Annotated in this window: 24 protein-coding genes; 22 read left to right on the top strand and 2 right to left on the bottom strand. The window is 61.2% G+C overall.

Annotated elements, in window-relative coordinates; genetic code table 11:
* Positions 1-96: 96 nt before the first annotated feature.
* The 20 genes from AC0L3K_RS35740 (at position 97) to AC0L3K_RS35645 (ending at position 20,390) form a co-directional block, all read left to right on the top strand.
* Positions 97-1,089 (top strand): Bug family tripartite tricarboxylate transporter substrate binding protein, encoded by a 993-nt coding sequence (locus AC0L3K_RS35740; RefSeq protein ID WP_473367791.1) that lies wholly within the window; start codon positions 97-99, stop codon positions 1,087-1,089.
* An 18-nt stretch (positions 1,090-1,107) separates the two neighbouring features.
* Positions 1,108-2,286: an acyl-CoA dehydrogenase family protein gene (locus AC0L3K_RS35735; RefSeq protein WP_473367790.1), complete on the top strand. Its 1,179-nt coding sequence runs from the start codon at positions 1,108-1,110 to the stop codon at positions 2,284-2,286.
* A 19-nt stretch (positions 2,287-2,305) separates the two neighbouring features.
* On the top strand, positions 2,306-2,968 hold the full coding sequence (locus AC0L3K_RS35730) for a 3-oxoacid CoA-transferase subunit A (protein WP_473367789.1): 663 nt from the start codon (positions 2,306-2,308) through the stop codon (positions 2,966-2,968).
* Positions 2,965-3,642, top strand: a complete 678-nt coding sequence (locus tag AC0L3K_RS35725) for a 3-oxoacid CoA-transferase subunit B (protein ID WP_473367788.1) — start codon at positions 2,965-2,967, stop codon at positions 3,640-3,642. The genes AC0L3K_RS35730 and AC0L3K_RS35725 overlap by 4 nt, the downstream gene beginning before the upstream one ends.
* On the top strand, positions 3,639-5,282 hold the full coding sequence (locus AC0L3K_RS35720) for a thiamine pyrophosphate-dependent enzyme (protein ID WP_473367787.1): 1,644 nt from the start codon (positions 3,639-3,641) through the stop codon (positions 5,280-5,282). Before AC0L3K_RS35725 ends, AC0L3K_RS35720 begins: the two co-directional genes overlap by 4 nt.
* Before the next feature lie 35 nt (positions 5,283-5,317).
* A complete protein-coding gene (locus tag AC0L3K_RS35715) occupies positions 5,318-5,827 on the top strand; it encodes an MOSC domain-containing protein (RefSeq protein ID WP_473367786.1) in 510 nt (169 codons plus the stop codon).
* Positions 5,828-6,778, top strand: coding sequence for a PDR/VanB family oxidoreductase (locus AC0L3K_RS35710; protein ID WP_473367785.1), 951 nt, complete (start codon positions 5,828-5,830; stop codon positions 6,776-6,778).
* A gap of 86 nt (positions 6,779-6,864) precedes the next feature.
* Entirely contained in the window at positions 6,865-7,398 is a 534-nt protein-coding gene (locus AC0L3K_RS35705) for a helix-turn-helix domain-containing protein (protein ID WP_473367784.1), read from the top strand.
* A gap of 10 nt (positions 7,399-7,408) precedes the next feature.
* Entirely contained in the window at positions 7,409-7,876 is a 468-nt protein-coding gene (locus tag AC0L3K_RS35700; RefSeq protein WP_473367783.1) for a tripartite tricarboxylate transporter TctB family protein, read from the top strand.
* Entirely contained in the window at positions 7,877-9,400 is a 1,524-nt protein-coding gene (locus AC0L3K_RS35695; RefSeq protein ID WP_473367782.1) for a tripartite tricarboxylate transporter permease, read from the top strand. It begins immediately after the preceding gene.
* A 426-nt stretch (positions 9,401-9,826) separates the two neighbouring features.
* On the top strand, positions 9,827-10,993 hold the full coding sequence (locus AC0L3K_RS35690; RefSeq protein ID WP_473367781.1) for a branched-chain amino acid ABC transporter substrate-binding protein: 1,167 nt from the start codon (positions 9,827-9,829) through the stop codon (positions 10,991-10,993).
* A gap of 73 nt (positions 10,994-11,066) precedes the next feature.
* Positions 11,067-11,987 (top strand): branched-chain amino acid ABC transporter permease, encoded by a 921-nt coding sequence (locus AC0L3K_RS35685; RefSeq protein ID WP_473367780.1) that lies wholly within the window; start codon positions 11,067-11,069, stop codon positions 11,985-11,987.
* 85 nt (positions 11,988-12,072) lie between these two features.
* Positions 12,073-13,197, top strand: a complete 1,125-nt coding sequence (locus AC0L3K_RS35680; RefSeq protein WP_473367779.1) for a branched-chain amino acid ABC transporter permease — start codon at positions 12,073-12,075, stop codon at positions 13,195-13,197.
* A 32-nt stretch (positions 13,198-13,229) separates the two neighbouring features.
* Positions 13,230-13,973, top strand: a complete 744-nt coding sequence (locus tag AC0L3K_RS35675) for an ABC transporter ATP-binding protein (RefSeq protein WP_473367778.1) — start codon at positions 13,230-13,232, stop codon at positions 13,971-13,973.
* Complete coding sequence (locus AC0L3K_RS35670) at positions 13,970-14,704, top strand: ABC transporter ATP-binding protein (protein ID WP_473367777.1); 735 nt, start codon at positions 13,970-13,972, stop codon at positions 14,702-14,704. Before AC0L3K_RS35675 ends, AC0L3K_RS35670 begins: the two co-directional genes overlap by 4 nt.
* Before the next feature lie 16 nt (positions 14,705-14,720).
* Positions 14,721-15,776, top strand: coding sequence for a phenylacetaldoxime dehydratase family protein (locus AC0L3K_RS35665; protein WP_473367776.1), 1,056 nt, complete (start codon positions 14,721-14,723; stop codon positions 15,774-15,776).
* A 33-nt stretch (positions 15,777-15,809) separates the two neighbouring features.
* On the top strand, positions 15,810-16,853 hold the full coding sequence (locus tag AC0L3K_RS35660) for a carbon-nitrogen hydrolase family protein (protein WP_473367775.1): 1,044 nt from the start codon (positions 15,810-15,812) through the stop codon (positions 16,851-16,853).
* Between the two features lie 130 nt (positions 16,854-16,983).
* Positions 16,984-18,216 carry a CmpA/NrtA family ABC transporter substrate-binding protein gene (locus tag AC0L3K_RS35655; RefSeq protein ID WP_473367774.1) on the top strand — a complete coding sequence of 411 codons (1,233 nt, stop codon included), beginning with the start codon at positions 16,984-16,986 and terminating at the stop codon, positions 18,214-18,216.
* A gap of 195 nt (positions 18,217-18,411) precedes the next feature.
* The gene (locus AC0L3K_RS35650; RefSeq protein WP_473367773.1) at positions 18,412-19,305 is read left to right on the top strand and encodes a LysR family transcriptional regulator; all 894 of its coding nucleotides are present in this window, start codon (positions 18,412-18,414) and stop codon (positions 19,303-19,305) included.
* Between the two features lie 11 nt (positions 19,306-19,316).
* Positions 19,317-20,390, top strand: coding sequence for a molybdopterin-dependent oxidoreductase (locus AC0L3K_RS35645; RefSeq protein WP_473367772.1), 1,074 nt, complete (start codon positions 19,317-19,319; stop codon positions 20,388-20,390).
* Positions 20,391-20,733: 343 nt separating this feature from the next.
* Here the strand turns inward: AC0L3K_RS35645 and AC0L3K_RS35640 are convergent, their stop codons facing one another.
* Both AC0L3K_RS35640 and AC0L3K_RS35635 read right to left on the bottom strand, forming a co-directional pair.
* Positions 20,734-22,050 (bottom strand): type II toxin-antitoxin system HipA family toxin, encoded by a 1,317-nt coding sequence (locus AC0L3K_RS35640; RefSeq protein WP_473367771.1) that lies wholly within the window; start codon positions 22,048-22,050, stop codon positions 20,734-20,736.
* Positions 22,050-22,301: a helix-turn-helix domain-containing protein gene (locus AC0L3K_RS35635; protein WP_473367770.1), complete on the bottom strand. Its 252-nt coding sequence runs from the start codon at positions 22,299-22,301 to the stop codon at positions 22,050-22,052. The genes AC0L3K_RS35640 and AC0L3K_RS35635 overlap by 1 nt, the downstream gene beginning before the upstream one ends.
* 1,025 nt (positions 22,302-23,326) lie before the next feature.
* Between AC0L3K_RS35635 and AC0L3K_RS35630 the strand changes: the two genes are divergently transcribed.
* Entirely contained in the window at positions 23,327-23,857 is a 531-nt protein-coding gene (locus AC0L3K_RS35630) for a cupin domain-containing protein (protein ID WP_473367769.1), read from the top strand.
* A gap of 98 nt (positions 23,858-23,955) precedes the next feature.
* The gene (locus AC0L3K_RS35625) at positions 23,956-24,816 is read left to right on the top strand and encodes an alpha/beta fold hydrolase (RefSeq protein WP_473367768.1); all 861 of its coding nucleotides are present in this window, start codon (positions 23,956-23,958) and stop codon (positions 24,814-24,816) included.
* The last annotated feature ends 275 nt before the right edge of the window (positions 24,817-25,091 follow it).

Genomic DNA, 25,091 nt, shown 5'->3' with positions numbered 1-25,091 from the left:
CTCCGTCGTGCGACCGCTCGACACGGCGCCTACGTTCTTACTTGACACAAAGTGTCCTTAGTTCGAAGGTGAGCCGTCCTTGGAGAGAGCTTCGTCATGACTCATTCATTCAGGAGAATCGCGCGGCTGGCTGGTGCAGTCGCCGCATGTGTCGGCCTTTTTTCCGCGTCGGCGATCGCAGCCGACGCCTATCCTTCGACCACCATCAAGCTGGTGGTTGGATTTCCGCCCGGAGGTCCGACGGACATTATTGGTCGGGTGATCGGGCGTTTGCTTGCTAAAGAGTTGAGCCAGAACGTCATCGTGGAGAACAATGGTGGCGCAGGCGGAATGATCGCCGCTTCCAACGTCTCCCGCGCGAACCCTGACGGCTACACGCTCCTCGTCGCGGTCGAATCGTCCAATACCCGTGCAAAGGCGCTCTATTCCTCGGTGCGCTACGATCAACAGAAAGGTTTCACCTTCATCCGGAAGGTCGCCAAGCAGCGCAACCTGCTCGTGGTGAATCCTAAACTTCCAGTCTCCAGCGTTCGGGAGCTGGTCGCCTATCTGAAGGCCCATCCGGGAGAAGTGAACTTCGGCGGGACGTTCGGGGCGACATCCCACATTGGCGGGACGCTGTTCGACATGGCCTATGATACGAAGATGTCCTTCATCAACTATTCGGGCGGCAATCAACCGATCGTCGATTGCATGTCGGGTATCTTGCAGGTGGGCTTCTTTACCGAAGCCACGATCGGTCAGCAGGTCAAGGCCGGCTCCCTCAACGCGCTCGCGGTGACGTCGGCCGACAGGTCGCCGGGCTTCCCGGATCTGCCGACCATCGAGCAGGCCGGCGGCAAGCCTCTCGATATCTCGCCGTGGTTCGGAGTAGCGGGTCCCCCGAACCTTCCGGCAGACGTTATCGCCAAAGTTGGCGCCGCCCTCGACAAGGCTGCGAGCGACCCCGAATTCCTGAAGCAAATGGAAACGATTGGCGCTACGCCGATCACGGGTTCGACGGTGGAGAGCTTCACGGCGGAAGTCGGAAAGGAAGAGGCCTATTGGAATAAGTGGGCCAAGGACATCGGGGCGCCTCTTCAGAAGTAGCTCGGCGGAGGATCGACGATGGACTTCTATCATCAGTACGATGATCGTCTCTCCGCCGAGGAGTGCGGTCATGTCGCAAACGTGCGGGCATTCTGCGCGGGGGCGTTTTCCGACAGCGTCTTCGCCGCGCACATGGCGGGCGATCCGTTTCCCGAGAAGTGGATTGCCGAATGGGCGGCGCTTGGCATGTTCGGGCTTCAAGCCAGGCGCGCCCACGGCGGGATGGAAGCGTCCTACCTGTGCAAAATCCGCGTCGCGCAGGAAGTGGCGCGCCACGGCTTCGCCGCCGCGTTCTGCCTGAATCATCACCAAGGCGGAGCGACGCGGCTTTCCCAAACTGGTACGCCGATCCAGATTGAGCGCTTACTAAAGCCTGCGCTGAGCGGCGAGCTTCTTCTGACGACCGCCATGACCGAGCCGGCGGGGGGCAGCGATGTCTCCGCCCTCGCTACGACGGCCGTTCCGGTCGACGGTGGCTGGGCGCTAAGCGGCACCAAGGCCTGGATGACGGACGGCTTGCTGGTTGGGGGTCTAATCGTCCTTGCCCGTGTGGGTGACGCAGCCGGGGCAGGGGACATTGCCAGCTTCTATGTGCCTTTCGGCGAAGTCGAGACGGTAAAGCGGACCGAGATCCTCGTTCCAGGAGCGCGATCCTTCCGCTTGGCCGAAGTAGTCTTCGACGGTCACTTCGTGCCGGAGTGGTGCCTGATAGCTGCGCCAGGCGCAGCCCTCAAGGCCTCGATGGCTTCCGTCAACGCGGCGCGCGTTCACGTGGCGGCCATGTGCGTCGCGACGCTGCATGCGGCCCTTTGCGAAGCCGTCGACTACTGCGAAGGCAGGCAGGCATTCGGAAAGCCGCTGACGGGACATCAGGGCCTGCGCTGGGAGCTCGCAGAGGTGTCGATCCGGCTCGAGGCCGCCAACGCGCTCGTCTTCCGGGCCGCCGAGCAGATACAGGCTGGAGCAAATCCGGTCGCGCTGGCGGCGCAAGCCAAAAAGTTCGCCGTAGACACTGCGCTCTGGGGCATCGATCAGTGCGTCCGGATCGTGGGCGCCACCGGCGCAGGCGTGGCCCACCGCTTGAACATGCATTTCGCTGAGGTCCGGATGGCCGCCTACGCCGACGGTACCAACGAGATGCTGCTCGATCGGGTCGGTCGTGGCCTGTCAACGACGTACCAAAGCTCAATCCTGTAGCAAGCATGGCGGACGAACGATGCGCAACGTAGTGGTAGAGGACGCGGCGGCGGCTGTCGAAGGCATCAAGGACGGCGACACCGTCATGATAGGCGGGTTCGGCGGCGCGGGCCTTCCGCTCGGGGTGATCAAGGCGGTGCTCGAGCGGGGCGTCCGCGACCTGACGCTGATATCGAATAACGCGGGCTCGACAGAAGACGATCTGTCGCTGTGGTTCGAGGCGAGAATCGTCCGCAAGATCGTCTGCTCCTATCCACGGAGCGCCAAGCAGTTCGCCGAACAATATCGTGCTGGCACGGTCGAGCTTGAACTCGTTCCACAGGGCACGCTGGTTGAGCGTATACGGGCAGGCGGCGCCGGTCTTGGTGGGTTCCTTTCTCCCGTCGGCGTCGGGACCGTGTTCGCGGACGGGAAGGAAAAGATTGTGGTCGGAGGGCGGGAATTCATCCTCGAGCTACCGCTTCGGGCAGATTTCGCTTTCGTTAAGGGTCATCTGGCCGACAAGCTCGGCAACGTCACTTACAACAAGACGGCACGCAACCACTGTGCGGTCATGGCGACCGCTGGCCGGACCGTAGCCGTGGAGGTCGATCGCGTGGTCGAGGTCGGCGATTTGGATCCGGAAGCGATCGTTACGCCCTGCATCTTCGTCGACCGCGTCTTTGCAAGGAGTTCCCGATGAACCCGCTTTCACGCGACGCTCTGGCGCGCATGGTTGCGTTGCATCTTCCCGAGGAAGGCTTCGTGAATCTCGGCATCGGCGCCCCGACGCATGTGGCCGATTTCCTTCCGGCGGGTTCGGGCGTGATCCTTCACAGTGAGAATGGCATTCTCAATGTGGGCCCCAAGCCTGCGGCCGGTGCGGAGGATTGGGATCTCATCAACGCCGGGAAGATGCCAGTCTCGTTGCGGACCGGCGGCTCATATTTCGACTCAAGCCTTTCGTTCGCGATGATGCGGGGAGGCCATCTCGATGTCGCAGTGCTCGGCGCGTTCCAGGTCTCGAAAGCTGGCGATCTCGCGAATTGGACGACCGGTGACAACGGCTCGCCGCCCGGGATCGGCGGAGCCATTGATCTAGCGGTCGGCGCGAAGTCGATCTGGGTGATGATGGACCACACCACGAAGGATGGTCGCTCCCGCATCGTGGAGCGATGCGAATATCCGCTCACGGCGCGCAGAGTGGTTAGCCGCATATTCACCAGCCTTGCCATCATGGACGTGACCGAGGAAGCGCTGGTTGTCCGAGCCGTCCTCGACGGCGTCACAATCAAGGTGCTGCGCGATCACACCGAGGCGCCGCTGCACGTGCCCGGCGAGGTCCAGACCATCAGGCAAGATGGGAGCGTCGGATGATCTATCGGGTCGCCGAACTCGTCGCGGACTGCCTGGTCGCCCATGGGGTCGACCGGGCCTTCGGCGTGCCGGGGGAGAGCTTTCTGGCGCTGCTCGATGCACTGCGCGACCGAACCGACTTCGATTTGGTGACCTGCCGGCACGAAGGGAGCGCGAGTCTTGCGGCTGTCGCCGACGCCAAGCTCACAGGCCGCGCCGGCGTCGTGATGGCGAGCCGTGGTCCGGGGGCTTTCAATGCGGCGCTCGGACTGCATGTGGCCGCGCAGGAGGCGATTCCGCTGGTGATGCTGGTCGGTCAAGTCGATCGTCCGAACCTCGGACGGGACGCCGTCCAGGAAATCGATTGCGGCCGTTCGTTTGCCGGCGTGCTGAAGTGGTCGGTGCGTCTGAATTCCGCCGATCTCGTTCCGGAGATGATGGCCCGCGCGTTCGCGGTGGCACATGCGGGAACGCCCGGTCCGGTAGCGGTCGAACTCCCGGAAGATCTCCTCGAGGATTTGGCCGAGGGATTTGTTGCCACGATCAACGGGACTGTGCGACCGCAGCCGGGCGCTGCGGCGATCAAACAGGCGGCGGAGGCGTTGGCGGCCGCGGAGCGGCCGATCGTGCTGGTTGGCGGCGAATGCCGGACGGCATCGTTCCGCGAAGATCTGGTCGCGTTCTCCGAGACGTGGAGCGTCCCGGTCCTCACCATGAACAAGATGCAGGACCAGTTTCCCAACGCTCACCCGCTGTGGGCCGGTCAGTTCGGCTTCTTCACGTCCCAACCTCATGTGAAGCTGCTCGAGGGCGCGGACCTCGTCATTGCCGTCGGAACGCGTCTGGGCGATCTGTCCTCACTTGGCTTCGCATTTCCGCGACAGGCAGAGCCGCGCCAGCGGCTGGTTCACGTCTATCCAGACCCCGATGCGATCGGAAAGCGCGTCCGGACCGACGTCGCGGTCGTCTCCGGATCGCACGCGTTCTTGTCGGCCATGCTCGCCGCTCCCGCGACGTCGCCGGACCGCACCGAGTGGCTCCGCGCGGCTGCCGCGGTGCGGGCGGCTACGCATGGCTGGCCTCGTTCCAGCGTACCGCGGGCCGACGTCTTTGGCCACGCGGTTGCGGCCATCGCCTCCCACTTCCGGGCCGACGGGATCATCACGACGGACTCAGGAAACTTTGCCGGGTGGGTTCATCGCATTTTCAGCCTTGAGCCGAGCGCGCGGCTGCTCGGCTCGGCCTGCGGCGCCATGGGCAGCGGGGTTCCCTCTGGCTTGGCCGCGAGCCTTCGTTTTCCCGGACGGCAGGTGGTGGCCTTCTGCGGAGACGGCGGCTTCCTGATGACCGGCAACGAACTGGCGACGGCCGTGGCGAGAAATGCGAACCTCAAGATCGTTGTGTCGAACAACCGGTCTTACGGCACCATCCGTTCGCACCAGGAGCGGGCCTTTCCCGGTCGTCCATACGGCACCGATCTTTCGAACCCAGACTTCGTCGCCCTTGCCCGCGCATTCGGCGCGACGGGATTCGTCATCGACGATGCAGACAGCGCTGCAGCGACCGTGGCGGATGCAATGGATATCGTGGGACCGGTGGTCATCGAAGTGCGGTCGGACGTGCGTCAGACGCTTGAGAAGTCGCTTGCGGCTCCGCGCTGAAGCCTAACCGGAACACTATTTCAGGGAGAGACATTATGGATGCCGTCGCAAGCGAGAAAGCCGAAGTCGCAGCCTCTTGGCGGGGCGTCGTACGCTTTCTTCACAAGACCCCGCGAGCCTTCCTTCCGATGCGCTCGTTTCCTTCGCTCGAACTGGTCGCCGGCCGCGGCATCGAGGGCGACCGATACTTCGTAGGCCACGAAACGGGTTTTTACTCCCACAAGCCAGAGGAGGGGCGGCAAGTTACGCTTTTCGAGATGGAAACTCTTGAGGCTCTGAGACGAGACCACAAGATCGAATTGTTGCCCGAAGAACACCGCCGAAACGTGACAGTCGAAGGGGTCCCTCTGAATCATCTGGTCGGGCGTCGCTTCCGGGTTGGAGAGATCATCCTTGAGGCGACCCGCCTTTCGACGCCGTGCCGCCACATCGAGGAGATCCTCGGCAGAGCAGTGTTCGATCCACTAATCAACCGATCCGGGTTGAACTGCAAAATCGTCGCCGGCGGCACACTGCGCGTCGGCGACGCCGTGAGGCCGATCTAAATGGCGAAGGCGATCAAGACCGTCTCCACTGTAGTCTCGAAGATCGAGGATCTCGGCAACGACACCAAGCGCTGCACCCTGGTCGACCAGGACGATTGGGAACTGCCCCCGTTCCGACCAGGGGCGCACATTGACGTCCATCTGGGGCAGGGTCTCGTCCGAACTTATTCACTGTGCAACGAACCGGACGACGATCGGCGCTACGTGATCGCGGTAAAGCGTGAGCGAGAGGGCCGCGGTGGCTCGAATTTCATCCACGATCATGTCAAGGTCGGACAGCCTGTTTCCGTTTCGCTGCCGCGCGGCGGGATCGCGCTGGCCCCGGAGGGGATGAACTTGTTCGTCGCAGGCGGCATCGGTGTGACGCCGTTCATCTCGGCCATTCAGCATCTCGAGCGCAGGGGGCAGTCTAACTACGTGCTCCACTGGACCACCCGCGGGCGGCCAGTCCTTGCCGATATGATCGGGGCGGCGATTAAAGCGCGCCGGGTCCGGTTATATGACACCACTACGCAGGATAAGCCGGTCGTTGCGGACATCATTGAGAAGTTCGCCGGATGCGGTCTGGCGGCCTGCTGCGGACCTGACGGCATGCTGAAGGCCTTCGAAGAAGCCGTCTCAGACTTGCCGGAAGAGCGCAAGCACATCGAGATGTTCACCCCGCCGAAGATCACCGCCAGAAGCGACGTACCTCCCTACGAGCTCTTTCTGTCGGCGAGCAACAAGCTGGCGACCGTCACGCCGGATGTGGGCCTTCTCGGGACTCTTGACGCGCTCGGCGTCGACGTACCCGTGTCCTGCGGCGGCGGAATCTGCGGCGCCTGCCGCACGCGCTGGACTGAGGGGCCGCCCATCCATCGCGATCGCGTCCTTTCGCCTGCTGAGCGGGAGCAGGAGCTCATTGTCTGCGTGGGCGACTGCGCGGGAGCCCGCTTGGTGCTGGACTTGTAGATCGGTCAGAGTCCCGGTTCGCAGTTTGAACTACCGGCGTTTTGGTGCGAGATCGATGCGGGCGATAACAGGAAGATCCGAGCGCAATGACACTCAACCTCAAATTCCTCCGTGTGCAGAGCGGCATGACCCTGGAGCAGCTTGCCGCTGATTCCGGCTTGACCCGAAGCTATCTTTCCAAGCTGGAGCGCGGGCTCTCCTCTCCGTCAATCGGTTCTGCACTCAAGATCGCGGAGGCTCTCGGAACGACTCTAGACCGCTTCTACGGACAGCCGGACGACCACGACCCCATCACCATTGTCCGCGCGAAGAAGGGGAAGGCGGGCGACGTGGACACGCACCTGTCGCTCGTCGCCGGACTGGCTCCCGAACGCACGATGCGCGCCTTCATCGTGCGGCCGACCAAGACGGCCAAACGTGGTCGCATCATGAGCCACCACGAAGGTGAAGAGATCTTGTTTATCCTGACCGGCCGAATCGAACTCGTCATCGGTAAGCGGAAGGAGATTCTGAATCCGGGCGATTGCATTCAGTTCGATTCCACGATCCCACACAAGCTGATCCAGGTCTCTTCCGGACCGGCGTCGGCGCTCGTCGTGATAGCGACCAAAGCCCCATAGAGGTGCCTAGATGCCGATCATGCTGCGAAAGAAGGACTTTTACGCCGGGCTGCTCATGGTGCTGCTGGGCGCAGGGATCGGTCTCAACTCGACGACTTATTCGCTCGGGTCCTTGGCGCATGTGGGGCCGGGCATGTTTCCGTTCATTCTCGGCGTCATGATGGTCCTCGTCGGATCCTTGATCTTCGTCACGGGGCTGGCGGCGCCTCTCGAAGAGGGAGAGCGCATATTGCCGCCGGTCATGGAATGGCGCGGCTGGGCCTGCATCCTCACGGGGCCGCTGATGTTCATCCTCTTCGGCGCTTATTTCGGCATGGCTGCGGCCACCTTCATGTGCGTCTTCGTGTCGGCGCTCGGCGACAGGACCGCTACGCTGAAAGCCTCGGTCGCCTTGGCCGCGGTCGTCACTGCCGCCGGCTGTCTCCTCTTTTCATACGTGCTGAAGGTTCCTTTCCCGCTGTACCGTTGGGGGTTCTAGATGTTCGCGAGCGCGCTTTCAGATCTTTGGTACGGGTTCGGTGTCGCCTTCGAGCCGCAGAACGTTATGTGGTGTTTCATCGGCGTCCTGGTCGGGAACATGGTGGGCGTCCTGCCGGGAATGGGGCCGCTCGCTACCATCTCGGTGCTGCTGCCCTTGACCTTCGGCATCAAACCGGTCGGGGCCATCCTGATGCTGTCGGGGGTGTTCTACGGAGCTCAATACGGCGGCGCGATCTGCTCGATCCTGCTCAACTTACCTTGTCACCCGCCGCACGCGGTAACGTGTCTCGACGGATTTCCGCTGACGAAACAAGGCCGCGGCGGTGCAGCTCTCGGCATCACTGTACTATCGTCCTTCGTCGGTGCGTCCTGGGGCATATTGGAGATGATCTTTCTAGCTCCACTGCTGGTGAAGGTCGCGCTTGAATTTGGTCCAACCGAAATCTGCTCGCTGATGCTTCTCGGCCTCCTCGCAGGCTCGACCTTGGCGAAGGGCTCGCCGCTCAAGGGCATCGCCATGACTTTACTCGGCCTGTTTTTGGGCATCGTGGGGACGGACGTCGAGACGGGTTCGGAGCGCTTCACGTTTGGTATCCCGAACCTCCTTGACGGCATCGAACTCGTCGGCCTCGCTCTCGGTCTGTTCGGTATCGCCGAATTCATGAAGAGCGTGAACCAGTATTCCGAAGTGAATACGCGTTATTCGAATGTTGGGTTGCGCGATCTGCGTCCATCGCGCGATGAACTCCGGCGCTCGATCCCGGCGATGTTGCGCGGTACCATCATCGGCAGCCTGTGCTCCCTCATTCCTGGAACGGGCCCAACGATCGCTTCCTTCATCTCCTACGCGGCCGAGAAGAAGGTTTCGAAGACACCAGAGAAGTTCGGCACTGGGATGATCGAAGGCGTCGCCTGTCCCGAGGCATCCACGCATTCGTCGGTTCAGGGCGACTTCATCCCGACGATGAGTCTCGGCATACCTGGCGATGCAGTCATGGCTCTCATACTCGGCGCGCTCATGATCCAGGGCATCGTGCCAGGTCCGCAACTCATCAAAGAGCACCCGGACATCTTCTGGGGCTTGGTCGCGAGCTTCTGGATCGGCAACATTATGTTGGTGCTGCTCAATGTCCCGCTGATCGGGCTGTGGGTGAAGCTCCTGATGATTCCGTACAAGTATCTTTATCCAAGCGCGTTGTTCTTCGTCGCGATTGGCGTCTACTCGACCAACAACGACATGTTTCAGGTCGGCGAGACCGTCGTCGTCGGATTGGTCGGCTACCTGCTACTGCTACTCGACTTCCACCCGGCGTCGATCCTCCTCGGCTTCGTGCTGGGACCGCGCTTGGAAGAGAACTTCCGGCGATCCCTTCTGATTTCTCGCGGCGACGCGACGATCTTCGTCGAGCGCCCGATCAGCGCGTTCTTTCTCCTTCTATGCGTGGCGTTGCTCGCTGGGCAGGTCTACGTGCGCCTGCGCAAACCGAAGCCCTTAGCTGCGCTCGGAATGGCGGATGGATGATGGCCCCCTGTTCGGTCGCCTCGACTGAGCGCGACCTTTTGCGCTCCGCTCCTCGCCGCCACTTGTCTGATTGTATGGTCGACGACAACGGCGACCTACGAATTGACGCCGTGGCGTCGACCCGGGCCACGTACCACCTCGCCGCGTCATCTGCTCGGTGGTTCTCTAGAGAGTAGCATTAAGCCCGTGCCGTATGCTCGCTTGTGGGAGATGGGTCTCGCGTCGAATCGTCCATGATCGACCAAAGTGGTGTCGGGAGGCGGTATTGCGCTAGCAATCGGCACGATGCATCGCATAGATGCTGCCACAGCGCATAAAACGGGCAGGTGGGTTCGTCTCCGCACAGCACCTTGCGAAGATTCCCAATGGCGGTGCAAATCTAGACGCAGTTACGCTCCTACCAGACCGACGGGGGAGCGAGACAATATGATCACAAAGCGAAAAGTTCTTTCACTTTTGGGCAGCGCTGTTCTGCTGAGTGCTTGGGTATCCGCCCCGGCAGCGGCAAAGGATATCGTCAAGTTCGCCTTCATCGGCCCGTTGTCCGGTGGCAATTCGGCACCGGGCCTCGGCGGACGGAATTCGGCAACCTTAGCGGTACAGCAGAGGAATTCAGACGCGAACGCGAAGTACACCTATGAACTCGTCACTTACGACGACGAGTGCAAGCCCAATGTCGGTATTCAGGTCGCGACCAAGGCGGCGTCCGACAATTCGATCGTCGCCGGCGTGACGCATTACTGCTCCGCCGTCGGCATCGCGACTGTCGATACCTATGCGCGCTTCGGGCTGCCGGTCGTCGTCTGGGGAGCGATCCTGCCGGAGATCACGTACGGCAACGACTATAAAGAAGTCCATCGCGTCAATGGCACGATGATAAACGAAGGCAAGCTGGCCGCGGAATTCCTGACCAAGCAAGGCTACAAGAAGTTCGTGATGATTCACGATACTACCGACTACGGCAAAGGCCAATTCAAGTATTTTTCCGAGTACCTGAAGCCGACCGGCGGTGAGATCCTCGCTACCTTTCCAGTAAGTCCCGATCAGCAGGACTTCACGGCAGAACTCACCAAGATCAAGGAACTGAAGCCGGACGTGATCATGGTTGGCGGCTTGACGCCCCTCGGCGTCCGCCTGCGGTCACAGATGGATCGCGTGGGTGTTCAGGCCCAGTTCGCTGGGGTCTCCGGCATCATGACGGCGGGCTATATCGAGGGCGCAGGCGTGGCGAGCGAAGGAACGGTCTCGTTCCATAATGGCGCGCCTTTGAGCAAGTATGCTGAGGGCCAAGCCTTCCAGGAGGCGTACGCCAAAGCCGGTTTCCGCGAGGATCCGGACGCGTACGGGCCGTTCGCCTATTCGGCTGCGAACCTGATCATGGATGCGATTGAGAAGGTCGGCCCAGACCGCAAGAAGGTGAAGGCCGAACTGAACGGAACGAAAGGGTACAAGGCGCTCGTCGGCGAGATCAACTTCGACGACCACCGCCAAAACATCATGAGCGCAAACGTCTACGTCGCCCAGGGTGGGAAGTGGGTTTATTGGCCGGATAGTGACTACGCGACCGGCAAGAAGAAGGTCGGAAAGGACTGACGGATTTAAGAGTGGCTGCCACGCGCATTGAGACGCGCGGCGGCCATCACTCCCCGAACTTCGGAATCGTGCGATGGACCTCGGAATACTGGCGCAGCAGGTGTTCAACGGCGTAATGCTCGGCGTCATTTACGCGATGATCGCCGTAGGCTTCTCGCTGTTTTTTGGCGTGCTCGATGTGATCAAGTTTTCCCACGGCGATGTTGTGACAGTTGGGGCGTTTTCGAGCCTGGGCGCTGTCGGAATCGCCGGGGGCCTGGTCGCACTTCCCCCGCTCGTCGCGCTGGGAGCGGGCATCGCCGCGGCCGTCGCGATCGGCGGTCTGGTGGGATCGCTGATTGGCCGCTTCCTGATCCTGCCGCTGCGCCAGGCGCCCGCCGTCAACGTTCTCCTGGCGACGCTCATGGCGGGAACCGTGCTCCGTGAAGCAATTCGACTGGGCGTTCCCAACGGCAGCAATCCGAAGCCCTTCCCTGCGCTGCTGCCGGCCGGATCCATCCGGCTCGGCTCCTTCAGCGTCGGTTTCGATAGCGTCATTATCCTCTGCGCGGGTCTGGCGCTGGTATTCGCGACGCACATTCTGATTTCGCGATCCCGAATGGGATTGGCCATCCGCGCTGTGGCGCAGGACGGTGAAGTCGCCAGGCTCGCTGGCGTCGATTTCCAGCGCGTCGTCCTGGGCACGTTCGCCCTTGGCTCCGCGCTTGCGGCCTTCGCCGGCTGCATGCTCGGGCTCTACTACCGGGAGATCAACTTCAACATGGGGCTACTTCTTGGTGTCATCGGCTTCGCTTCTGCCGTCGTAGGGGGGCTCGGAAGCCTGCTCGGGCCGATCATCGGCGGCTTTCTGTTCGCCGGTGTGCAGACGTTGGTCGTCGTAGTCCTGCCGCTCTCGAGCGCCTACAAGGATGTAATCGCCTTTGCCGCCGTGATCGTGTTGATCGGTCTGTTTCCCACCGGCCTGATTGCCGAGCGCAGAAGCGAGCGGGTGTAGGATGAGCAGTTTTCCGGCCTCCGCGCCATCCCTGTCCCTGATGATGCGACTTCAGCGCTTCCCGCGCGCGGTCGCGGCCTCCACCGTGCTGTTTCTTCTCGGAGGTGGCGCGTTTGTGATCCATTCGGAATCCCAGGCGCAGGTGCTCGGCACAGTCGCGGTATTCCTGGTCGTGTTCGCGCTCGCCGACAGATCGGCGGCGGGCAGGGAGATCGCGGCCATCTGCGACGATTTCAGCGGGTTCACTAACACGCTCGCGATGATGGCTGCTTTGACGATCGCGGCCGTCTTCAGTGGAGAGCACTATACGCTGCTGATGCTTTCGACAGTCGCGCTCTTCGCGACGGCATGCATCGGTTTGAACATCCAACTCGCGTTCGCCGGCATCGTGAATTTTGCGGGGGCCGCCTTCTTCGTGATCGGATCGTACACCGCCGCGGTGCTCACGGCTTATCCGGGCCTGCCTCATCTCGCGGTATTGGCGATCAGCGGTGTGGTCACTGGCGCGCTAGGCCTCGTACTGCTGCTTCCGGTCCTCCGCACACGCGGACACTACGCAGCGCTGGTTACCATGGCGTTCGGGCTGCTCCTGCGCACCCTCCTCGAGGTGAACGACACCCTCGGGGGACCGCAGGGAATGAAGATCAAGGGCTTTTCGCTCGGCGGCATCGACTTCAGCCAGACAACTTCGATCGGCCCGTGGGACGTTTCGTTCTACTTTCCGTATGCGATCCTCTCGGTTGTCCTGTTCGCGCTTGCGTTCGCCTTCGCCAGGCGCCTCGAGGCCTCCTGGATCGGGGTCGCGCTGGACGCCGTCCGCAGTGACGAAACGGCCGCATCAGTGTTTGGGCTCTCGATCGTGCGCTGGAAGGCCGTCGCGTTCATCCTGGGCAACGCCATCGTGGGTGTCGCCGGCGCCGTCTACGGCATGATGAACGGCTTCGTCACTCCCAACGGAGCTGGTCTGGGGGAATCACTCCTGTTGCTGTCGATCGTCGTGCTCGGCGGGCTAGGAAACATGTGGGGCGCAGTCGTCGCCGCGGGCATCATCATCGTCCTCCCGGAGAAGCTGCAGGCGATCCAGGAGTATCGCCTGCTCATCTTCGCGGTGCTGGTGCTCTGTATCCTGCTCTTTAGACCGCTGGGCATTTTGCCGCGGCCGGTGCGGGACTTCTCCCGCTTTTCCGCGAGTCGGGAGGAGGGGCTGTGAGCGGAACTCTGCTCGCGTGCACGGGATTGACGATGCGTTTCGACGGTCTGGTCGCTTTGGACCGCCTTGATTTCACGCTCGATCGCGGCGAAACCGTAGGTCTCGTCGGACCCAATGGCTCCGGTAAGACGACGTTCTTCAACGTCGTGACAGGCCTCTATCGCCCAGTTGCGGGAACCGTAAGGTTGGAGGGCCTCGATATCTTCGCAAAATCCCCCCAAACGATCGGGCAGGCAGGCATTGCCCGAACGTTCCAGCGATCGCGCCTCATGCTCGAACAAAGCGCATTCGACAATATCGTAGTCGGCAAACTCTCGTCCCTTGATCTCGGGCTGACGACGAACATCTTCCGCCGCGGACGCTGGCGCGCCGAACTCGAGGCGTCGGTCCATGAGGTGCGCGCGCTGGCCGGCCGCTTCAACCCGGTCATGGCCGACCGTCTGTTCCAGCCCGCCGGCTCTTTCACGATGATTGACCGGCGGCGCATCGAGATATGCAGGGCGCTGATAGCCAAGCCGCGCGTGCTGCTCCTCGACGAACCGTCGGCAGGCATGACCCAGGATGAGACCCGTCAACTCATGTCCGATCTTCTGGCGTTCCGGGCCGAGCTTCCGGGGCTCGCCGTGGTCCTGGTCGAGCACGAGATGGATGTGATCCGCAGGGTATCCGACCGCTGCGTCGTGCTGAATTTCGGCCGCAAGATCTTCGAAGGGGTGTTCGACGCGCTGATAGCGGACCGGGACGTGCAGACTGCCTATCTGGGAGAGGACGCATGAAGATCACGTCCGAGATCTCCCGCAAGCTGTCGGTCATCGGCGTCACGGCTGGTTACGACAAAGCGGACGTCCTAAAGAACGTGAACGTGGAGGCGAAGCCTGGTCAGGTAACGTGTATCCTCGGGGCCAACGGCGCCGGCAAGAGCACGCTCATCCGGACGATCCTCGGCCTCAACCGGGCACGGAAAGGCGATATCTACTTCGGAGGCGATGCGATCGCGCGGATGCCCACGCACCGGATTGCCGCCCTCGGGATAGCGACAGTCCCTGAGGGAAATCGCGTCCTTCCGAAGATGACGGTGTCGGAAAATCTCCAGGTAGGGGGACTTCTCATTCGGGACAATGCCCGCGTCGCGGCCCGAATGGAGGAGCTATTCGAGACGTTTCCGAGGCTTAAGGAACGATCCGGCCAACTCGCCGGGACTTTGTCCGGCGGAGAGCGCTCGATGCTCTCAATCGCCCGCGGTCTGATGACGGACCCGGAACTGATCGTCTTCGACGAGCCGTCTCTCGGTCTTTCGCCGCTGTTCGTGTCCGAGGTATTCGCGATCGTGAAGAGGCTCAAGGCCGCGGGACTTTCAATCCTGTTGGTTGAGCAGAACGTCCGGCAAACGCTGCAGGTTGCGGACTATGGCTACGTACTCGTTCAAGGCCAGGTGATGGCCGAAGGAGACGCCGAGACGCTCATGCAGAATCCCGAACTGCACAGAGCGTATTTCGGCGTCCATTAAGGGAGAGCGCAAGGAAATGACCATCCAGATACACGAGCGGGTAAATCCGCTGCGAAAGCCGAAGGGTTTCGAACCGGTCGTCCAGCGATGGTCGACCGCGTTCGTGAACGGCTGCGAGGAGATCTGCGTTGCCTTCCATGGCGTTCAGGGAAAGTCGGCGGAGGAGGTGCAGGCTTCGCCGTTCTTCCGGTGGATAGAGGCGGCGCTCATGTTGCGCAACGGCCCGACGGTCCACGATCACGCTTGGTTCGTGGATCAGAACGGCCTGCACACTCATATCGTGTCCGCGTATTGGGTCGACCGGCAGAAGCGCGACGACTGGATGACCGACCCCCACGTGAAATCGTGGTGGGAGAACGAGGCACGCCTAGCCGAACCGACCGGTTGTTTCCGCGAAAGCATCACTGTTCCTGTCGACCGCCAGGAGAGCATCTATTGGTTGGACTACCCCGCCGGTTTGATGCTTTCCAAGGAAGTGGCGATCTATCCGACGCCCTATTGCGGCTACTACGGCGCGATGCGGGACCGCATTCCGCTGGCTGCGGCGGACAAGCTGGAATCGCCAATGCCCGATCTGCCGGCTCCGCAGGAGCGGCCGACGAAGGGGGCGCGCTGGCGTATCGTCACGCCCGAAAATCTCGCGATCATCCGGTCAGCGGCATTCTGGGGGCGCTGCGATCCGTCTCAGACGGAGGACTATATGCGCGAACTGCGCGCTCCTCTTCTGCGCGGCATGGATTTCCTCAAGGAGAGCCCCACTGCCACCGGGTGCGCTTCGCTACGCTTTCAGCAGACATGCGACATCGCTGGCGAATCTGTGCTCGAGACGCACGCGCTGGGCTACTTCCTATCGCTCAAGCACATGGAGAACTGGGCGGAGCATCACGCGTCGCACGAAGCGATTTTTTCGGCGGCTATCGCGCGCTACCGAAGATACGGAAAGGCCAACCAACTGCGGACCTGGCACGAAGTGTTCGTCATTCCGCAGCAGGGGAACGTCTTCGAGTACGTGAACTGTGCGCCGGGGACGGGCCTGTCGAGCTACTTCGACGGCGAGAGGCTGTCGGCCTGACATCACGGTATCAATTCGAACGAGAGAAAATCCATGTCTTCACAGGTCAAGGTCGCCGCGGTGCATGCCGCTCCAATCTTTCTCGATAAGACGGCCACTACTTCGAAGGCCGTTTCCATCATCCGCGAAGCCGCGAAAGCAGGAGCGCAACTGATCGCGTTCCCCGAAACCTACATTCCCGCTTTCCCAGTCTGGGCAGCTCTCTGGGCGCCGATCGACAACCACGATCTATTCGTGCGCATGGCCGAGCAGTCGGTCGCCGCAAACGGTCCCGAGATCGCAGCTATCCGCAACGAAGCGCGCACGCTCGGCGTCACCATTTCGATGGGTATTAGCGAGAGTTCGCCCGTCAGCGTGGGGCTGATCTGGAACAGCAACATCATCATCGGCCCCGACGGAGTCGTGCTAAATCATCACCGCAAGCTGGTTCCGACCTTCTACGAAAAGCTCGTATGGGCGGCGGGGGATGGCGAAGGTCTCCGGGTCGTTGATACCCCGGTTGGACGCGTCGGCAATCTGATCTGCGGCGAGAACACCAATCCTCTCGCCCGATACAGTCTGATGGCTCAGGCGGAGCAGGTCCACATTTCGAGTTGGCCGCCCATGTGGCCGACCCGACGGCCCAAAGGCGGAGGAAACTTCAACAACGTCGGCGCAAACCGCATCCGCGCGAGCGCACACTCATTCGAGGCAAAGGCGTTCGGCATCATCACAGCTGGCTTCATGGACAAGGCGCTGCGCGACTTCCTCATAGAACGGGATTCGACCGTTGCGGACGTGATCGACGCGACGCCCCGCGCGGTGAGCTTCTTCGTCGACCCAACCGGCGAGACTTTGGGAGACGCGCTTCAGGACGAGGAGGGTATCGCGTATGCCGAGTTCGACCTGCGTCGCTGCATCGAACCCAAGCAGTTCCACGATGTTGTCGGCTACTACAACCGGTTCGATGTCTTCGATCTGACCGTCAGCCGAAAGCGTCTGGTGCCGGCCACATTCGTCGATGCGCTGACAGAAATGGAGAGGACCGAGTTGGGCGAACGTCTTCAGAGTTCCCCCGATATTCAGCCTGCGAACTGATCCACCGGTTAGATGGATTGCAACAGAGGAGGCGGCATTGAGCGACAGATTTCGCGATCGACTATTCCGGGTGAGGGGCTGCTTCTGTTGCGCCCCGAGCGACGCGCCCAGGACAACGGTCGAAAAGACCTTGGCGCACGGAATCGAGCAGTCCCTCCTGCATGCCCTGTTTCCGGAACCTGTTCTTCGACGGCAGCTTCTGAAGTCGGTTGGCGCCGCGACCCTTCTGGGTGCCCTTAGTAACATTCTCCCGGTGTCGACCCTCCAAGCCATCGCGCAAGAGAAGAAGCCGCTTGAAAAAACCAAGCTCAACGTTGGCTTCCTGGCCATCACGTGTGCTGCGCCCTTGATCTACGGCGAACAGATCGGCTCCTACGCAAAGGAGGGTCTTGAGGTCTCGCTGCAGAAGATCGCGGGTATCGCCCTTATCAGGGACAAGATGGTGAACGGCGAACTCGACGTCTCGCAGCAGGTCATGCCCGTGCCTCTCACGATGACGGCAGGTCTCGGCGGCAACCAGCAATCGATCAAGGTTCTGACCATCCTCAACCAGAACGGCAACTCGCTCGTTCTCGCGATGAGGCATAAGGACAATCGCGATCCGAAAAACTGGAAAGGGATGACCTTCGCCGTCCCCTTCGACCAGAGCCATCAGGCATTGCAGTTGCGCAACTATCTTGCCGCGCACGGCCTCGATCCTGACAACGACGTAAAATATCGCGTCGTCCCGCCGACGGAATACGTTTCGAATCTGCGGGTCGGCAGCATCGATGGTTTCTTCGGTGGCGAGCCGGGCGGACAGCGTGCAGTGTTCGAAGGCGCGGGCTTCATCCACCTCATTTCGCGCGAAATATGGGATGGTCACCCGTGCTGCGCAGTATCGGCGGCGGAGAGCTGGATTACGCAGAACCCGAACACCTTTATGGCCTTTTACCGGGCGATCGTGGCGGCCAGCCTTCACGTCTCTGACGACCGAAACCGTGCCGGGATGGCGAAAGTCCTATCCAAGCCGCAATACCTGAACGCGCCCGAAGTCGTCATCGACCAGGTCATCACCGGGCGGTACGCGGACGGGCTTGGAGCGATTAAGGAGGACCCGAAGCGCGTCGATTATCGGCCCTTCCCGCAATACTCCGCCGCCGTCTGGCTCATGACGCAGTTGAAGCGGTGGAAGATGCTGAAGGAGGACATCAACTACAAGGCTCTTGCCGAGAAGGTGATGCTGGCGACCGACGCGGCGCGGATCCTGAAGGAGGAGGGTATCGAACCTCCGCCGATCGCCTTCGGCAAGGAGCAAATTCTCGGTCGCGAGTTCGATTCCGCCAAGCCGGAGGAATACCTGGCGAGTCTGCAAAAGACCTAGGGGCGACCCTTCGAAAGGCCTCACTATGTCTGATCGAGGGACCTTGAAACGCGGGAATTGCCGAAACGGTGGTCTCACGAGCGTCCGGGCCGCCATTGGCCAAGGTCCGATGGAAGGCTACAGTGTCGATATCGTCAGCTGTCCCGGATTATGTCGGGATGCCTATTCGAGTGGATCGGGAAACGGGCGGCCGCATTGTTCGATTGGAACGATCTCGTATTCTTTTTGGAGCTTGCCCGCCAGGGGCGGCTGGCGCCCGTCGCCCGTCGCTTGAAGGTCGATCATACTACGGTGAGCCGCCGGATCGCCGAACTGGAGAAGGATCTTTCCGTCAAGCTCTTCGACCGCAACCGCGACGGCTTTGTGCTGACGGAGCGCGGGCATCGTTTGTTCGACATCGCGGAGCGCATAGAACAGGAGGCCTCAGCTGTCGAGCCAGCCATGGGGGCGGACAATGCGACCGCAGCGGGGAGGGTCCGTGTGGTGACGATGGAGGGTATCGGAGCCTTCTTCCTGGCCCAGCGCTTCGCCGAACTCGCGGTTCAGAGTCCAGGCATTACCGTCGAGCTGGTGACTGAACGGCACATCATCAGCCTTACTAAACGCGAGGCCGATATCTTCATCAGCTTCGTGCACCCTACCGGAGCGAAACTCGAGGTCAAGAAGCTCGGCTCGTTCCGACTAGCCCTCTACGCCAGTCAAGGTTATCTCGATCAACGCGGTGCGCCGAGGGACCGGGACGAACTGCCGGCCCATACCTTTGTGGACTACGTGGAGGATCTGATCGCAATTCAACCCGTCCGCTGGCTGCTCGATGTGCTGGATCCTACGAATGTCGCTTTCAGGTCGTCGAGCATGCACGCGCAGCAGCAAGCGATCGCTGCGGGAGCCGGGATTGGATTGCTGCCCCTGTTCTCCGCGAAGGCCGATCCAAGGCTGATCCCGGTGCTTCCCGACCAGGTGAAGGTCTATCGGGACGTCTTTCACTCGGTCCACGAAGACCTACAGTTCCTCGGGCGCGTCCGGACCGTGAGCCGCCATCTGTCTCGCGTCTTCGAGCGCGACAACGCCTACCTGAACGAGTTCTAGAGCTGTTGTCCATGCTGCGGCTGATGGTTCAGGCGTCACAGGTCGGCTTCGCTTGGATCGCGGTATCGCTACGGATAAAGTCGATGTCTGAAGCATTCACCTACAAGATAAGGGGCTTCTACGGGCGAATTCCAGCCGAACCCCACATGCTGACCGAGCGGACGACGCCGACAAAGGACTGCATCGTTCTCTGCCACCTGGGCGTCCTCGAGGCGAGCGACGGCGACGCATGGGAGATCGAAGTCGCGGGCATGGTCCACCGGCCGATGCGGCTCACGGTAAGGGATCTCAAGCAGATGCCCAAGGTGAGTGTCTCGTCTGTGCATCAATGCGCCGGAAGCCCGCTAGCTCCGGATAGACCGACGCAGCGCGTCTGCAACGTGACCTGGGGCGGGGTGCGTCTGGACGATGTCTTCCGACTCGTCGAGCCGGACTCCGGGGCGGCCTTTGTCTGGTCTACCGGCGCGGACTCGGGCGAGTTCGGCGGCTTGGATTGCGGACAATACACGAAGGATCTTCCTCGCTCCCGCGTCGGAGCCGACGTCCTCCTGGCCTACGAGATGAACGGCGAACCGCTGTCGCCCGAGCATGGTTATCCGCTGCGGCTCGTGGTGCCAGGGTTCTACGGGACCAACAGCGTGAAATGGCTGCGAAGGATCGAGCTTCGCAAAGAGCGCGCTCTTGGTCCCTTTACGACGCGTTGGTACAACGACATCCTTGCCGAAGGCGTGACGCGCCCGGTCTGGAACATTGCCCCGCAATCGATCATCGTGTGGCCAGCACCGGGGACCGTGCTGGAGCAGGGGACATCTATTCGAGCATGGGGTTGGGCGTGGGCGGATGACGGCCTTGCGGGCGTCGAGATTAGTCTGGATGCGGGACTTTCCTGGAAGGGGTGCGCGCTCGAGGAGCCGACCGGCCGTTCTTGGACCAAATTCGTCTGTGACTTTGAGGTGGTCTCGGAACAACGAAGCATCGTCTCGCGCGCGACCTCCCTTTCCGGAGAGCGTCAGCCGGACGACGGAAGGAGAAACGCTCTCTATCGTGTCCCTGTTACGATCAGAAGAGGGCCGGCATTGCCATAGGCGAGCGGTCCCCACGCTCCGGCATACACTCGCAGCCCTTGTCCGGCCAGGAGCCACGGTGTCCGCGTGTGTCGAGGACAGGTGCAGATATGACGCTGGTTATCTCGCCGAGAGCCGGATGGCGGGAATGTCCCCGCCCCGGGTCTCAAAGGTGAAAGCCAGCCGGGTTGAGCTACTCGTCCACCATTCACCTGGTGTACGAAACCAACGTGGAGCCGCTTTGATCGCGCGCAGAATCACGGAACAAGCTGTCAGCGGCATGACGGCGCCAGTGATATAGCGTACGCCGCGATACGCAGTTGCTCGATCAGCTCAGTGCTTTCAGGAGCACTCCCCGAGTATGTCACTCCTTGCCATCGACCGTCAGCAACTTTAGACGGCGCAGCGCGCTTTCGGCAATCGAGTTGGCCATTTTCTCCGGGAAGCCCTTCGGAAGTGCACTTAGAACCTGGTCGATGCTGTTGGCGGCGGTATCGTTCAGTTGTTGGAAGACGCCGGCGACAATTTTGTCAGACAGACCGCAGCTCTTCGCAGTTTGTACGAAATGCCGGCCGACCACCGTGTGCACCACGTAATGCCGCTTGTCCCCGACCGCCATGGCTAGCTTCATCTGATTTTGCGTGATCTGCTTGGCGTCGAGGCTCGGCTGGGTGGAAATAATGTCGTAGAGCGGCGTCAGCACGAACCGCCCGCCAGGTGCGAGGCGGATGCTGAAGTTCTTGGCATGACCGTCAGTTGCAGCGAGAAGCCAGAACACGATCTGGGCTTTGAAGAAGATCGCTTGGTCGGCTTCGGGCGTATCGCTTCCCTTGAGGAAGTCGGAAATCTTGCGGATACCGGGACCGCCATCGCCTTCGTATTTGCGCGCTGGCGGGACAGAAAGCGCCTGGCAACAATCCTCTTGCGGTATACGCAACAGCCGTCCGTCACGCGCCCAAATGCGGTCGAAGCGTTCGATGACGAGGACGCGCCGGTCCGCAAAATCGACGATGCGTGATTTCGCGGCTGGCAAGCCCAGTGCGGCGACGAGCTCCAGGCAAAGGTGCTCGTTCTCGACGCTGTCGGTCAAGTCGATCCCGTTCGCCAGGCGGCCGATCTGCGGCTTGATGATGTGGGTGGTGGCGGTCGTACCGTGGGGTATGTGCCACTTATCGTTCCAATAGAGGAGGGCCGTCTTTTCCTGCGCCCCCGCCAAAGAAATGCGAAAGTCTTGGTCCGGACCGATGCCAAGTGGGTTGCTGGCGAGATTGGCCAGCATTCCTGCGATGTCGTCGTCGCTCGCCATGCGGGCATCGATGGCACCCGCCGCGCCCGGCGGGGCACCGTCAGGAAGGAATTGCAGGGCTCCGACGCAATCGCGGCCGATAGCGGAAAGCAGGTTATAAGCATCTGCACCGTCCGCGTGCGAGCGTTCGGCAACGCGTCGGCGGATATCGTCATTGTCGGGAAGAAGGTTGTCGAAGACGGCGACAACCGGATCACCAATATAGCGGTCTTCGCGCAAGGGAAGCGAGACCGAAACCGGAATCGCATTCTCCCAACCGAGCCAATCCTTATCGTATTGGAAGTCGATCGCGCCGCTACTCTCGCGGCGGAGCCGGCCGACCAGTCTTGCGTTGAGGTATACATTGAGCGGCGCGCGGGCCGGGCGGCGCGCCATCAGAATAGATCTTCTATCGCGTCGGCCGGCACTTTTGTGCGCGGCCGGATGACGAGCTCGAGATCGAGCGCTGCAATAGCATCCATAAGGATGCGCAACTGGGTTGCGACTTCGCCAGCTTCCAGTTTGGATACGGTGGCTTGCCGCGCATGCATCTTCTCGCCCAAGCCGCCTTGGGTGAGGTTCTTCTGCCGCCGGTATCGCCTGATACCAGCCCCGAGCTGCTTAGGTGTGCGAGCAATCGTCTCCATCAAGTCCAGATACGCGAGCGCGTATAAATTGTCAATATACGTGATCGCGTATAGAGGCGATTTATGCGCGTACGCGTATAAGCGCCAAAATCCCGCCCCCGCGCATCTCCTGGATGTGGAACCCAGAGCGGGACTTCCTAGCGACGCTCAGCGATGAAGATAGATCATAGGCTAGTACAACCTCCGCGAATTAGACCAGAAATGGCACTGCGGCGCCCCGGAAGCCACCCGACCTCCGTCAGGAAGGCCAGGAGGACGTGATCGCGCAAGATATTCTCCGAAGGCGTCGTCATCGGCCATCACTGGTCGCACCCGAACTGATGGACACTAAACCTGCTCGCGATAAAGTTGCAGCGGGCGCGCCCCCTCACGACGAAAGCCCGTTCGGTGCAAGAATGATGTAGCGCTCGAGGCGGTTGCTCGTTCTTACCAGGTAGATGCTAGGCATTGCCGATCAAGCGCAACATGGCTGCTGCGCCGTAGGGACCGACATAGCAGGCGCGGTGCCGCACGGCGGGTCCGCCCAGCAACCGCGGACCTTGCGGAGGTCTTTCGCGCCGCCCTGTCGGTTTGACATCACCGTGCTATCGACCACAGCTACTTTGGTAATGAGCGTAGGCAGACTGCCTTTGCAGTTCGCGTCCGGACATTCAAGAAGAGTCGGCACGTCTTATCTGCTGCACCAGCCGGCGATCAACCTGTGGCGCATATCAATCCGTCGAATCTGACGATCCTCGCTCGTTGTCTTCTACCAATTCCCAAACCTCCTTATCCCGCTGCCATCTCCGCGTCTTTTCTATGCCGAACATGACGCCGTCTCGAACAAGGACGGCATGAGTGTTTGCGAGGCCGTGCCGACGGGTCTTGCCTTTCATTGACTAGCCGCCGCCGGGTTAGCCAGCGTTTCGCTTGCTCCGCGACCTGCATCTTCTTGACAAAACGAAACGTACTGTATCTAAAATGCCTGCCGGGCATCAAAAGGTCAGATATCGATGAGTGATTTGAGAGACGAGCAATCGACCCCCTTGGCCGCAATCAAGTACAAGCCGGTCCGAAGGATCGTCACGGGAGAAGACAGTGAGGGGCGCTCCTTAATCGTGTCGGACGGGCCTACGCCGAATGTCACGATCACCAAGTTTGCGTCGGCGGCACAGGTCCCATGGGCTACAGGCGCCGCCGCCGCCGCCGGAGATGATCCGGCGCCCGCCGGTCACGCTTTTGGATTTCACTCCGAAGGCGGGTCGCTGCTGAGGATCGCCGACTTCCCGCCCGATGAAGAGATCAACACCGCGAAGCTCGCCGAATTCCTGGCTGAAAACCACGTTGTTGGAGATCGGCCCGGTCGACACTTCTGGTTTCACAAAACGCTCTCTCTGGACTATGCGATCGTGCTCGAAGGCGAGATCTACGCCATGATGGACAAGGGCGAAACGCTTATGCGCGCCGGTGATGTCCTGATCCAGCGCGCAACCAGCCACAGCTGGTCAAACCGATCGGGAAAGCCATGTCGAATGGCCTTTGTGCTTCTTGCGCTTCCGGATGACGACAGAAGGTGAGCGGCTCGGATCCTCGTGTCGGCAGGCGCAAGATCGGCTGGAGCCGATGCGGTCTGCGTCCGAGGCTGACGAGGCGGTGATCCGTGGAGGATATTTGAATGCGGCGCCATTTCAGGCAAGATTCTGTCAAGCTTTCGAACGGACTCGGCGTGCACTACCACGAGTGGCCAGGGCCGCGACCGAACCTGATATTTCTGCATCCTTCTCTCGGCTATGGTCGGATGTGGGAATTCATGGCCGAAGCTCTGGGGGGCCGGTTTCAAATCTACGCTCCCGATCAGCGAGGGCATGGCCGCACCGACAAGGCTGACGGCGACTATTCGGCGCAAGAATACGCCGAAGATCTCGCAATCTTCATGCAGGAACTGGGGATTGATAGTGCGATCCTTGTCGGGCACTCCCTCGGCGGCCGGGTTGCCCAAGTCTTCGCGGCCCGTTATCCGCAGCGTGTGTCAGCCCTTGTGCTGATCGCCGGTCCTCATCTCAGCAACTTCTATGGCACACGCGACAGTGCGCAGAGTGTGCTCGAAGGTGCCTACAGTACTGTAAGTCAGCCTGATGAGTTCAAATCGAAGGAAGCTGCCTATGCATTCATGAGGCCGAGAAAGCCTTTCACTTACGATCCGGATGCTGCGCTCCATCATCGAATCGAACACAACTACGTGCATACTGGCGACGGTCGGTTGATCCCGCGCTATGACAAGATACGCGTCGCGCAGGGGCTCGCGCACCTCAGCTATAATCTCCGTCCTTACGCCGCACGGGTCGAATGTCCCGTCTTGATCATGCGGGCGAGCCTTGGCGTCGCGCTTACGCGTGAGCAAGCCGATGAGCTCGTGCTCTTCTGGCGCAACGCGCAAGTGGTGGATGTTGAGGGGCACTACGCTCTTCAATTTGAAAATCCTGCCGGCGCAGCAAACGCTATCACTCAATTCTTGTCGGAAACGGGAGTAGTCTAGGCCTTGGGCCGGCTGGTCGGATGGTCCTGATCGGCCTGATCAGCTTTGACCGACCTCGAAGGCCGACACGGATCAATGACCCAACTTCACTTTCGAACGTCGTGGCTTCCGTCGCGCATCCGGCACGCGGCCACCGTGGTGGAAGGTGGCCTGCCAGCGTTCTTGCGGGGGAGTAGCCTCGTGGCGGGTGTGCTAAAGAGAGCTGGTCCCGGTTGTCTGAACAGAATCTCCGCGTCGATAAGTGGAGCCTCTGCCGGGGTTAGGCCGCCATGCGG

Source organism: Bradyrhizobium sp. MI1.10, assembly GCF_055811035.1.
Note: the sequence above shows the minus strand (reverse complement) of the source record. Positions and strands in the feature narration are given on the sequence as shown.